Source organism: Streptomyces sp. NPDC086766, assembly GCF_044746005.1.
Taxonomy (GTDB): Bacteria; Actinomycetota; Actinomycetes; order Streptomycetales; family Streptomycetaceae; genus Streptomyces.
In genome coordinates this window covers 16926-27952 of the sequence record NZ_JBIVBI010000032.1, presented here as the reverse complement: position 1 = coordinate 27952, position 11027 = coordinate 16926, and the positions used below count along the sequence as shown (strand labels likewise).

Below are 11027 nucleotides of genomic sequence, written 5' to 3'. Positions count from 1 at the left end.
CTACGAACGCAAGGCCGAACACTTCCTGGCCTTCACCGCCATCGCCTGCAGCCTCATCTGTTACCGCAGGCTCACCAAATGAGACGACGTCTAAGCGCCCACAGCACGTCGAGGCGCCGCCGGGCGAGTGCAAGCACGGCCTGCTTGTGTGTCTTCCCTTCATCAGTTTTGCGTTGGTTGAAGGCCTGTGAGGCGGGGCAGCAGCGGGCGGCGACTTGAGCGGACAGGTAGAAGACACGCAGGAGTCGGCGATGGTAGTGGGCGGCGCATGTTCGCTGATCTTCCCGGAGTCCTTCGGGACCGGGGCCGGGCCGGCAACGCCGGCCAGCCAGGCTCCCTACGCTGCCGAAAGAGGCGATGTCACCATCGGTGCAGGCAACCAACTCGGCGCCGAGCAGGGTGCCGTTGCCGGGCATACTGATGATCGACTCGGCGTGCCGGTGCTCGCGGAACCGGGCCTCGATATGCGCACGATCTCCTGGTCCAGTTTCCGTGACCGCTCGGGCCAGCGTGCATGCCATGGCCGCGGCCGTCTTCTCGCCGGGGACCTGTGTGTGTTGCAGGTTCCCGGCTTCGATCGCTCCGGCCGCGACGGCGCCGCACGGCCCCCGCCCAGTTCCCTGGCGACGGTGGCGACCATCACGACCGTCGCGGCGCAGGCGAGAGTGGCCACGACGCGCAGCCCGGCGGGTGTGTCGCCGAAGACGGCCGTGGAGAGGCGGGCAGCGAGCGGGGTCAACGGAGGCTGGTCGACGTAACCCCAGGCGGGGTGGTGGCCGGCGACGAGGAAGTACAACTCGTCGCGGTGGAAGCCGTAGCGGTCCGACAACGCGGTCAGGATGGCGGCGAGCACCACCGCGACGCCCAGGACCGGGGCGGCGGCGAAGCGCGCCACCTCCGCGCGGACGTGTGTACCGGCCATTTCCCACCCCCGCGATCCCCCCGACGAAGGTAGCGGGGCGGCGCCCCGGGGGCCATGGGACTGTCGCAGGTCATCACAAGACATCCGGGCATGGGGAGCTGTTGCCAGCGCATTGCAACTCCTCACTCGGCGGCGCGGCGAGTTCGGGGAGAAGCTCCGCAAGTCCACATAAAGGCAGTGACGCGATAAGCAACGTTCTTCTCAGCGGTACCCCGTGCCGACGGGCAGGCTCAGGCCGCGGCATTCCCGTGAGGGCCGGACACGAAGGCCAGGATGTGAGGAACTGCCTCACGCAGACTGACGAAGTGGCGATGCACGCCCTCCACCGCCGCAGCGGCGTTCACCCCCCACACCGTCATCCCGGCGCCCAGCCCGGACCGCACTCCGGACGGGGCATCCTCGATCACCAGGCAGTCTCCCGGCTCGGCTCCGAGCTGCTCGGCGCCCAGCAGATACGGGACGGGAGAGGGCTTGCCCTCCTCGACGGCGGCCGCGTCCACGATCACGCCCGTCACCGGCAAGCCCGTCCGCAGGAAACGGCCGCGCACCCGGTGCTCGTAGTTCGAGGTCACCAGCGCCCAGGACTTCGGTGGCAGGTTGTGCAGCAGCTCCGACGCGCCGTCGAAGGCCGCATAGACGCCGGATCGGACGTCTTCGTCCTCCAGCTCATGCAGCGTGGCCAGGCACTCACGCGGGTCTCGGTCCGCAGCGACCTGGGCGAACGTCTCCATCGGCCGCGTCCGCAGAGCCACCTGGTAGACCTCGTGCGCATCCAGCCCGTACCGCTCCGCCCAAATTCCCCAGACCTTGCGCTGGTTGGTCACCGCGTCGATCAACGTGCCGTCGACGTCGAACAGGACATACCTCATGCGGCCCGGCCGCGCAGGTTCACTGGACACCCATCGATCATGCCGGGTTGCGTACAGGCGATCGCGGGACAGCCCTAGAGGTCCTGAAGCTAATCCCTGCACTCGCAGCGTCGCAGCCTGTTCTACGCGCACGAGGGCGCGCTTCGGCGCCGCTCCTAGGTCTTCGGCACGATCGACGTCGATATATCGACACCGAACTCGCCGTACGCGGCGGCCGGGTTGACCGCAGCTCGACCCGGCTACCGCCCGCTGCGGCCCCGATGCCCGGACCAGGCGGGAGACGCTCGCTGATCAGCTCCGTCCGAAGGGACCAATCCTCTCAGCAACGGCGAGCAGACCGGCCGTGCCGGGGAAGCCTCCCACACCGGTTGAGGATCGGCGCTCATGCCCGGCGTGAACCCCTACGAGGGCCCATGGCCTCCGTTGTCCTCGAACAGTTCTCGGGTGCGGCGCAGCAGTGCCTGCCGCACGTCGTCCGGGGACAGCACTTGCAGCGGGGTGCCCAGGCTGAGCAGGTATTTGGCGAGACCGTCCGCGTCAGGGCCGCCGATCTCGACGATGGTGTCGCCGGGGCCGTCCGACCGGTGGGTGCCGACCGTGGGGGGGACCAGGCGCAGCGCCCGGTCCAGGGGCAGCGGGAGGCGGACCGTCACGTAGAGCGGGTACGCGCTGCCGGCGATGCCTCGCGAGACAAGGAGGGCCGGGTCGGGCGGGTCGACGAGTTCCACCACCTGCCCCGTTGGCTGCGCTTGCGTCACCCGGTCGGCCCGGAACGTCCGCCACCCGTCCCGCGCCACATCCCGGGCGACGAAGTACCAGCGGCGCCCGGTGTGCACGAGGCGGTACGGGTCGACATCCCGGACGGTGGCCTTTCCTTCCCGGTCCCGGTACGACAGGCGAGTGCGCTCACTTCGGCGGCACACGGTGGCCAGTTCCAGCAGCATGTCCGGCGCGATCTGCCGCTCGTCGTGCCTCGATGTGTGCACGAACGCGGCATCCAACTCGCCCAGCCGGTCCGCGATCCGCGGAGGCAGGCCCTGGCGCAGTTTCAGCAGCGCGGACAGCGCGGCCTGGTCGCCGCCGAGGACGCCGCTGAGCGCGGCCTCGCGTAGGGCGACGGCCACGGCGAGTGCCTCCTCGTCGTCGAGGACCAGCGGCGGCACCCGGGTGCCGCCGCCCAGACGGTAGCCACCCCACGGCCCGGGCTCGGATTCCACGCCGTAGCCGAGTTCTCGCAGCCTGGCGATGTCCCGGCGGACGGTGCGCTCGGTGACCTCCATCCGCCCGGCCAGCTCGCGGCAGGTCCACGACGGCCGCGCGGACAGCAGCGAGACCAGGCGTAGCAGGCGGGCGGAGGTGCTGATCACAGCCCGAAGTCTCTCCCATGACCAGGACAGAATCCGTCCTGGTCCCGGCGTAGCGTCTTTTCCATGAGCACCGGAAACGTATCCATGCCCGCGATCCGCTATGCGGCCGTCACGTTCGACTGTCCGGATCCCGCCGAACTGGCCCGCTTCTACGGCGATGTTCTCAGCCTGCCCGTCGTCTACTCCAGCGACGACTTCATCCTGCTCGGCAAGGAGGGGTCGGCCGGACTGGGGTTCAACCGGCTGGCCGACTACCGGCGCCCTACCTGGCCGGACCCCTCTCAGGAGAAGCAGGCCCACATCGATCTGGGCGTCGACGACCTGGACTCTGCGCAGGATCTCCTGCTGGCTCTGGGCGCTGTCGAGCCTCCGACCCAACCCCAGCCCGATCGGTGGAGGGTCCTACTGGACCCCGCCGGCCATCCGTTCTGCATCTCCACCTTGGTCTGAACATGATCGGCCGATTGATGACCATGACCGCGCACCCGGGCAGGGGTGGCGAACTCGCCACCGTCCTGCTGACAGTCGCGGAACGACTTCGCGGCTTCCCAGGCTGCGAGATCTACCTCATCAGCCAGGACGGAGCAGACCCGGACACGGTCCACGTCACCGAGGTCTGGCGGGACCACGCCAGCGCACAGGCCGCCCTGGCTACTCCGCCTCCCGCCGACGGCCCCGCCCCCTCCGACGTCCTCGCCCTGCTGTCGGCCCCGCCGCACCGCACGGACCTCACCGTCCTGGGCGGGGTGGGCCTCCCGACCGAGGGCCGACCCTGACGAATGAGCCACCGGCCACAGAAAAGTGGGCCTCGGCCCAGCCTATTCCCTGCTCGAAACCGTCTGAGGGCAAAGCGGAGAGATGGCTGAAGAGTTGGAAATCATCCTGTTCGAATCTGCCGAGGCGTTCGAGCGCTGGCTGGACGAGCATCACTCCTCCTCGTCTGGCATCTGGCTGAAACTCAGGAAGAAGGCTCCGGGCGTCGTGGCTCTGGACTAAGCACAGGCTCTTGACGTTGCACTTTGTTACGGTTGGATCGACGGGCAGAAGGGCAGGTTCGACGACTCCTACTGGCTGCAGCGGCTCACGCCGCGCAAGCCGAAGAGCAAGTGGTCGAAGATGAACCGTGATAAGGCCGAAGCCCTGCTCGCGCCCGTCCGGCCTTGCCGAAGTCGAGCGTGCCAAGGCGGACGGTCGCTGGGACGCCGCGTATGCCGGGCGGAAGAGCGCCTCGGTGCCGGACGATCTGACTGAGGCGCTCGCTGCGAACCCCGCCGCTGCGGAGTTCTTCGCGACACTGGACGGCCAGAACCGATACGCGATCCTGTACCGCGTCCAGGACGCCAAGAAGCCCGAGACCCTGGTGCGACGGGATCGAGAAGTATGTGGCAATGCTGGCTGAGCAGAAGAAGCTCTACCCCTGAGGCCCGCCGACCGGAGTCTGCACCTGGGCCTTGCCGGTGAACGGACTGCCCTTGTTGGGACGGCCCGTTGTCGGATTCATCGCCGCGGGTAAGCGGGAGCGGCTGCCTCGGCAGCGATGGATCACCAGCCTGAGAGCCTTCTTGCTCGGGGTCCGTTTCCGCTCATCCCCTGAGCCGATCTTTGTGCATGTTCCGGACAGGATGTTGAGATGACGCACGACGTGAGAGCCATCGCGCAGCGCATGTATGACGCATTCAACTCCCGTGACCTCGCCGAGGCGGAGACGATCTTCTCCGGCGACTTCGTGAGCCACGCACTGGGAACCGTTGGTGTCGACAGCGTCGTGGAGGCGTGGAGCAGACTCCACGCCGCGTTCCCCGACATCCAGGTCACCGTCGAGGACATGCTCGTGGACACAGACAGGGCTGCAGTCCGCTCGACCCTGCATGGGATCCCTGCGGATGCTGAGGTACGGCCTTCCCCCTCGATGATGGAGATCTTCCGGGTGCAGGACGGCCGCATCGCCGAGTTGTGGGGCATGTCCACGCTCAACCGCTCAGCGGATGGCAGCGCGCCCTCAGGGTGACCACGTGTGGGGTGCACTCGCCAGGAGTACCACCGATGGCCAGGCGCCGACGCGTCGAGCACCGCACGTGGACACGAGGTCGCTGGGACGAGAGACGGAGTGCTGATGTCGCCCGTCTCACCAGCATCGTCACCGCGATCAACGAATGGCTCTGATGGACGGCCGGAGATCAGGCCGAAGACGGCTGGCCGTTGATTATGCAGGCAATTGCCTGCATAATCGGAGTGTGAGCCTCGAAGCGAGAGCGATGGACTCGGTCTTCAAAGCGCTGGCCGACCCCACCCGACGACTTCTGCTCGACCGTCTGCGCGAGCACAACGGCCAGACGCTGAGTGAGCTGTGCGAGCGCCTGGACATGGCGCGCCAGTCAGCGACCCAGCATCTCGACCTCCTCGAGCGGGCCAACCTCGTGACCGTCGTACGGCGCGGACGGGAACGACTTCACTACCTCAACCCGGCACCCATCCACGAGATCGAGGAGCGCTGGATCTCGGGGTTCGACAAGCCCCGCTTGCAAGCGATCAGTGCCATCAAGAACCAGGCAGAGGAGTACGCCATGACCAGCGAACCCACGTCCGTGCCGACCTACGTCTATGTCACCTACATCCGCGCAGGCGCGGAGCAGGTGTGGCAGGCCCTGACGGACGCAGACCTGACGGCGCGCTACTGGGGCCACGCCAACGTCTCGGACTGGCAGCAGGGCTCGACCTGGGAGCACCGGCGCACGGACGGATCAGGCGCCGTCGACGTCGTCGGACGAGTCATCAAGGCCGAGCCGCCGACACGCCTGGTCATCACCTTCGACGACGCCCCTGACGCTGAATCGCCGAGAGAGCCGTCGGTTGTCACCTTTCTCGTCGAACCGCACCACGACATCGTCCGACTCACCGTGACCCACGAGAATCTCGCCAACCCGGAGATGTTCAGCGGGGTTTCGCACGGGTGGCCGGCCGTGCTGGCGAACCTCAAGTCGCTGCTGGAGACCGGCGAGGTCCTCCCGCAGGCGCCATGGGAGATGTACCCCGCACACGACTGAGCCGGAGCCCACACAGGCCGTCCCCCATTCACTCTGCGCACGACCGCAGAAGGAGGAAGACATGATGGACACCACCCCGCTTCGGGACGCCTACCGCGCGCTGCTGGACGCTGCCGCCACCGTGGCCGACTCCGGCGACACGATCCCCATCCGGCCGGCCGGCGAGTGGAACGCAGACCAGATCCTCGCGCACGTCGCCCTTGTCACCGCCGCTACCATCACCGCCGTCTCCTCCGCCGCTACGGGAGCAACCGCGACGTACGACAATCGCATAGCGCAGGACACCTGGACCCTCGAACGCGTCATCGCGCTCGCCGGGAGCAATGCGGTGCTCCGGGACCGTATCCGCATCCAGGCAGACGCCCTGTGCGCACTCGGCGGACCGATGCTGAGCGAGGCTGAACTCGACACCTTGGTGCCCGTCCTGCTCCTGTCCCGCGGCAAAGCCCTGGTCGACCGGCCCGTGCCGCTGAGGGACCTTGTCGCCGGCCTCGCAGAAGTGGAGCTGCCCGGCCACACGGAACAGCTCCTGGCTCTACTGCCGGAAGACGCCCGAGCCGAAGCCACAAACTGATCTTACTGATCGTTTCAGAATGGGGGCGTGGGCGGCGGAGACAGATGAGACTCCACTCCGGTTCGAGCACGACCGGCGACGCCAGGGCCCTGGCGTAGGGCGGCGGCGACCAGCCCTTCGAGGGCCTCGCGCGGTACGTCGCCGCCGCTCACCAGCCGGTCGAAGACCAGTCCGTCGATGCAGGTCAGCAGGATGTGAGTGCGATTCTCGACGTCCGTCCCGCCGTGCGCGGTGAGGAACAGCCGGACGGCCTCGCGGCCGGCGTTCTCGCGAGGTACGAGAATCTCGCGTAGCTCAGGATCGCGCACGCTCTCGACGGCGCAGGCGTAGCGGGCGAGTGAGCGGCGGCGGCCCTCGCCGATGAGTCGCTTACGGGTGAGCAGTGCCATGGCGTTCACCAGTTCCTCGACGGTGCGCAGGGGCGGAAGCTCTTCGGCCATGGATTGCAGTTCCGTCTGGTCGAGTTGGACCAGGCGGGTGACGAGTCCGGTGAGCAGCGCGGCTCGGGTGCGGAAGTAGGCCGACGTGGTGCCGAGCGGCATGGTCGCTTTGCGGTCGACTGCGCGGTGGGTCAGGCCTCGGATCCCTTCGTCGGCGAGTACGTCGAGAGCTGCGTCCGCGAGGAGGGTACGTCGATCCGGAGCCATTGCTCCTTTCTACACCTGTAGAGCCTTAGGTACGGTGACCTTCTACAGATGTAGAAGGGTGGGGGCTTCAGCATGGGTGACACGGCAGTGGTGGTCGGTGGGGGCATCGGCGGGCTGGCCGCCGCAATCGGCCTGCGCCGTATCGGGTGGAAAGTGACGGTCGTCGAGCGAGCCTCCATGCTTGAGGACGCGGGAGCTGGTATCTCACTGGCCGCCAACGGCCTGCGGGCACTGGAACAACTCGGCGTCGGCGAGGCGGTACGGAAAGCCTCGCGGGGCCAGTACAGCGGTGGCACCCTCACGCCACAGGGCGGTTGGCTGGCCCGGTTGGACGGCGCGGCGCTCGAGAAGGCGGTGGGCACGCCGATCATGGGCATCCCCCGCGCCACCTTGCACAGATTGCTTCGCGCCCCCCTGCCGGCCGAGGCACTACTGATCGGCTGTGAGGCGGGCTCGGTCGAGCAGATCGGCCCCGGCGCGGTTCGCGTCGGCTGCGGCGACGCAGTCCTGGACGCCGACCTGGTAGTGGCGGCCGACGGCATCGGCAGCAAAGTGCGCAGCGAACTCTTTCCAACCCACCCCGGCCCGGTCTACAGCGGCTCGACGGTGCTGCGCGCCATCACCGAGCACGCGGTCGACCTACGCACGGACTTTGAGCTGACCTGGGGACACGGGGCCGAGTTCGGGCACATCGCCTTCCACGACGGGCGAGCCGAATGGCACGCCGTCCTCAACCTCCCCGCCGGAACGCGGGTCGCCGACCCACTGGCCGAACTGACGCGACGATTCCACACCTGGCACGACCCGATCCCCGCTCTGCTCGACGCGACCCGGCCCGGCGCCGTGCTGCACCACGACGTCAACGAACTCCGCACCCCGCTCCCCGCGTACACCGTCGGCCGGATTGCGCTGCTCGGCGACGCAGCACACGCGATGACCCCCAACCTCGGACAGGGCGCCTGCCAGGCGCTGGAGGACGCGGTGACCCTGGCTGCCGCACTCGCCAAAGAGCCCACCGTGGAAGCCGCGCTCGCCCGCTACGACGCCGAGCGCCGACCGCGAAGCCAGGCGGTCGCGCGGGCCGCCCGGCAGGCCGGAAGGATGGGCCAGCAGCTCTCCCACCCTCTGGCCGTCGCCCTGCGGAACCAGGCGATGCGGTGGACGCCCTCCCGCGCCGCAACGCACATGATCCTCCGGCACCACGCCTGGGTCCCGCCACAGCTGAACTGATCCGACTCGCGCCGTTAGCAGGCGGCGGGAAGGCCGGCAAGGACGCCTGCCGGGTCGTGCAACAGCCGGGCGCCGTCGGTGACCACCCGATGCGTCCCCGAATCGACAGGGTCGGTCCCGCAGGTAGTGGGACGGTTCCTGGAGGGCCCTGCCTCTTCCCCCGCTGCCTGGTACCGGCTGTACCTGGTAGGGCGCCTGCGAGCAGGGGACAGTAGTGGCCATGAACGAACGCGCAGCTCTGGTCACCGGTGCCAACAAGGGCATCGGTAGGCATATCGCCCGACTGCTGGCCGCTGAGGGCGTCACCGTGTACGTGGGCGCCCGCGACGCCGGTCGCGGGCAGCGGGCCGTCGAGGAGATCGGCGCCGAGGCCCGCCTGCTGGTCCTCGACGTGACGGATTCCGACAGCATCGCACAGGCCGCGGCTCAGGTGGATCGCCTGGACGTACTGGTCAACAACGCCGGCATCTCACCTTCACTCGCCCCGCCGGCCGACACAGACGTCGAGGAGTTCCGGCGCACGTACGAGACCAACGTGTTCGGGGTGGTGGCCGTGACCAATGCCTTCCTGCCCGCCCTGCGCCGGTCCCCGCACCCGCGCATCGTCAACGTCTCCAGCGGCACGGCATCGCTGAACTGGAGCACGAACCCCAACCCCCAGTTCACCCCTGGCAGCGGTGGAGCCGCCGCCTACCGGTCGTCCAAGGCCGCCCTCAACGCCCTCACGGTGTTCTACGCCCAGACGCTGGCCGAGGACGGTTTCAAGGTCAACGCGCTCGCCCCCGGACTGCGGGCCACCGACCTCAACCCCCGGGCCGCCGCTGCCGGCGCTGACCCGGCCGAGGCCGCCCAGGGCGCCCTCCGCCTGGCTCTGCTGCCGGAGGACGGCCCCACGGGTGGCTTCTTCTCCTGGGACGGAACGCCTGTGCCCTGGTGAGCGCGCCGGTATCCGGAAGCGCTCGGCGGGGTTTTCCTGCACCTACCTCGCGGGTGATCAAGACCTGCCCTTCGCTCTCCACTCTCCACACTTACTTCAAGGACCAACCAAGCCAGGCGAGGAGCGGCCTCGGCCGTTTTCATGAATCGTCGTCAGCGGCAGGGGATCGGCGACGAAACTGCCCTACCTTCATCGGCGCCGGCGAACGCCTCTTCCCCGCCGGCGGCCTGCACACGGAGTTCGAGTGCCTGGCGGCGGAACAGGCCGGCGGCGCCGTCTTCACCCCGCCACCGCAGAGCCGCCCGATGACTGATGCCTCCGTGCATGTTCGGGGCGTGGTGTACCTCAGGAGGGCCCGGACGCTGATCAGCCCGGCTGGCTGCTGTCCTTGTACGCGCCCCAGCCGTGCCAGCGCTCGATCTCGATCCAGGCGCTGACCCGCGCCCGGTCTCGTTGCGGGTAGGGCTTGCCGGTGTACTGCTGGCTGAGCCGGTCGATACCGGCGAGGTCTGAGTCGTTTCGCATCTCGGCGACCCGGCCGATGAGGCTGATGTGGTTGTACCAGTTGGCTTCGTCCAGCACCGTGAGGGTGACCCGTGGATCGTTGCGCAGATGGTCCAGGCGCTTGCGGCCCTCGTCCATGTTGACCAGGACGCGACCGTCGTCCTCCCACAGGTACCAGGTGGCGGTGGAGACGGGCTGGCCATCCGGCCGGAGCGTGGTGATGACCGCCGGATTGGCCTTTTTGATCATGACGATCGCATCGGGGGTAAGCGGAGGCTTCGACATCGTGCTTCTCCTCTAGCCGTATGGTTGGAGGCCCGTCTGCTGTGACCTCGTACACGCTGTCACATTTCACGCGAGAGGAGCTGTCGCACGACGCTCGCCGACCAGATGGTGCTCGTGTGGGCGAACGGCGCCCTCCCGCCAGGGAGTCGCTGGCCCCCGGCCCGGTCGCTGTCGACCTACATACCGCCTTGCACAGGACGGGGCCGCAGCCGCTCGTGCGGCATGGTGATGGGCGCGGGCCACGCCCAGCGTCTCCCAGGTCCGCCGCGACAGGTTCGCCCGGGGGCCCCGCCACGCTGGCGGAACTCGCCGGCCCTGCCCCCCGGCCACGTCGGCCTGCCGCATCAGGCGGTTTCAGCTGGAGGGCATCGGCCCTTGGGGATGGTCGGTGTTCGCCTACGAGGCTGGTCGGCTTCCTGCTGCTGATGCTGATTGGCGAGTAACGCATGAAGATCGCCGTGATCGGGCTCGGTGTACTGGGTGTCAGCGTCGCCCGCTCACTGGCCCTGATGGGCGCCCAGGTGATCGTCTTCGAACGTGCCGGAGCGATGGACGGCACCTCCGGTACGTCATTCGCGTGGATCAACTCACACAGCAAGAACCCCCGTTCCTACCACGACCTGAACGTCGCCGGGAGGGCCGAGCGCT

The 11027-nt window shown here is 68.4% G+C and carries 12 protein-coding genes and 2 pseudogenes; 10 read left to right on the top strand and 4 right to left on the bottom strand.

All coding sequences use genetic code 11. The features are described 5' to 3' along the window. The first annotated feature begins 215 nt into the window (after window positions 1-215). Entirely contained in the window at window positions 216-758 is a 543-nt protein-coding gene (locus ACIPM1_RS32330) for a hypothetical protein (protein WP_402440698.1), read from the top strand. Window positions 759-1152: 394 nt separating this feature from the next. Here the strand turns inward: ACIPM1_RS32330 and ACIPM1_RS32325 are convergent, their stop codons facing one another. Further along, window positions 1153-1821 (bottom strand): HAD family hydrolase, encoded by a 669-nt coding sequence (locus ACIPM1_RS32325; protein ID WP_402440696.1) that lies wholly within the window; start codon window positions 1819-1821, stop codon window positions 1153-1155. Window positions 1822-2192: 371 nt separating this feature from the next. Beyond that, window positions 2193-3158: a helix-turn-helix transcriptional regulator gene (locus tag ACIPM1_RS32320; protein WP_402440694.1), complete on the bottom strand. Its 966-nt coding sequence runs from the start codon at window positions 3156-3158 to the stop codon at window positions 2193-2195. 63 nt (window positions 3159-3221) lie between these two features. Here ACIPM1_RS32320 and ACIPM1_RS32315 point away from each other — a divergent pair, with 63 nt between their 5' ends. The 6 genes and pseudogenes from ACIPM1_RS32315 to ACIPM1_RS32290 all read left to right on the top strand — a co-directional run bounded on the left by ACIPM1_RS32315 (window position 3222) and on the right by ACIPM1_RS32290 (window position 6776). Continuing rightward, a complete protein-coding gene (locus ACIPM1_RS32315) occupies window positions 3222-3608 on the top strand; it encodes a VOC family protein (protein WP_402440692.1) in 387 nt (128 codons plus the stop codon). Between the two features lie 2 nt (window positions 3609-3610). Next, entirely contained in the window at window positions 3611-3934 is a 324-nt protein-coding gene (locus ACIPM1_RS32310; RefSeq protein WP_402440690.1) for a putative quinol monooxygenase, read from the top strand. Between the two features lie 82 nt (window positions 3935-4016). After that, a pseudogene (locus tag ACIPM1_RS32305) lies at window positions 4017-4579 on the top strand (YdeI family protein). A 209-nt stretch (window positions 4580-4788) separates the two neighbouring features. Beyond that, window positions 4789-5166 carry an ester cyclase gene (locus ACIPM1_RS32300; RefSeq protein WP_402440688.1) on the top strand — a complete coding sequence of 126 codons (378 nt, stop codon included), beginning with the start codon at window positions 4789-4791 and terminating at the stop codon, window positions 5164-5166. Between the two features lie 247 nt (window positions 5167-5413). Further along, window positions 5414-6202, top strand: a complete 789-nt coding sequence (locus ACIPM1_RS32295) for an ArsR/SmtB family transcription factor (protein ID WP_402440704.1) — start codon at window positions 5414-5416, stop codon at window positions 6200-6202. A gap of 61 nt (window positions 6203-6263) precedes the next feature. Beyond that, a complete protein-coding gene (locus ACIPM1_RS32290) occupies window positions 6264-6776 on the top strand; it encodes a hypothetical protein (RefSeq protein WP_402440686.1) in 513 nt (170 codons plus the stop codon). Window positions 6777-6790: 14 nt separating this feature from the next. On the opposite strand, the gene ACIPM1_RS32285 is transcribed toward ACIPM1_RS32290, so the two are convergent. Beyond that, entirely contained in the window at window positions 6791-7423 is a 633-nt protein-coding gene (locus ACIPM1_RS32285) for a TetR/AcrR family transcriptional regulator (protein WP_402440684.1), read from the bottom strand. Between the two features lie 72 nt (window positions 7424-7495). On the opposite strand from ACIPM1_RS32285, the gene ACIPM1_RS32280 reads away from it, so the two are divergent. Then, window positions 7496-8653, top strand: a complete 1158-nt coding sequence (locus ACIPM1_RS32280) for an FAD-dependent monooxygenase (RefSeq protein ID WP_402440682.1) — start codon at window positions 7496-7498, stop codon at window positions 8651-8653. 220 nt (window positions 8654-8873) lie between these two features. Further along, on the top strand, window positions 8874-9590 hold the full coding sequence (locus tag ACIPM1_RS32275) for an SDR family oxidoreductase (protein WP_402440681.1): 717 nt from the start codon (window positions 8874-8876) through the stop codon (window positions 9588-9590). Between the two features lie 366 nt (window positions 9591-9956). Here ACIPM1_RS32275 and ACIPM1_RS32270 read toward each other — a convergent pair whose 3' ends face one another. Next, entirely contained in the window at window positions 9957-10379 is a 423-nt protein-coding gene (locus ACIPM1_RS32270) for a PPOX class F420-dependent oxidoreductase (RefSeq protein WP_402440679.1), read from the bottom strand. Window positions 10380-10825: 446 nt separating this feature from the next. On the opposite strand from ACIPM1_RS32270, the pseudogene ACIPM1_RS32265 reads away from it, so the two are divergent. Further along, window positions 10826-11026: pseudogene (locus tag ACIPM1_RS32265) on the top strand (FAD-dependent oxidoreductase); the annotation flags it as partial. Window position 11027 lies beyond the last annotated feature (1 nt).

Coding starts and splice junctions, on each gene's coding strand:
- ACIPM1_RS32270 (WP_402440679.1), bottom strand. CDS start 10,379: ATGTCGAAGCCTCCGCTTACCCCCGATGCGATCGTCATGATCAAAAAG.
- ACIPM1_RS32300 (WP_402440688.1), top strand. CDS start 4,789: ATGACGCACGACGTGAGAGCCATCGCGCAGCGCATGTATGACGCATTC.
- ACIPM1_RS32290 (WP_402440686.1), top strand. CDS start 6,264: ATGATGGACACCACCCCGCTTCGGGACGCCTACCGCGCGCTGCTGGAC.
- ACIPM1_RS32280 (WP_402440682.1), top strand. CDS start 7,496: ATGGGTGACACGGCAGTGGTGGTCGGTGGGGGCATCGGCGGGCTGGCC.
- ACIPM1_RS32285 (WP_402440684.1), bottom strand. CDS start 7,423: ATGGCTCCGGATCGACGTACCCTCCTCGCGGACGCAGCTCTCGACGTA.
- ACIPM1_RS32295 (WP_402440704.1), top strand. CDS start 5,414: ATGGACTCGGTCTTCAAAGCGCTGGCCGACCCCACCCGACGACTTCTG.
- ACIPM1_RS32310 (WP_402440690.1), top strand. CDS start 3,611: ATGATCGGCCGATTGATGACCATGACCGCGCACCCGGGCAGGGGTGGC.
- ACIPM1_RS32315 (WP_402440692.1), top strand. CDS start 3,222: ATGAGCACCGGAAACGTATCCATGCCCGCGATCCGCTATGCGGCCGTC.
- ACIPM1_RS32275 (WP_402440681.1), top strand. CDS start 8,874: ATGAACGAACGCGCAGCTCTGGTCACCGGTGCCAACAAGGGCATCGGT.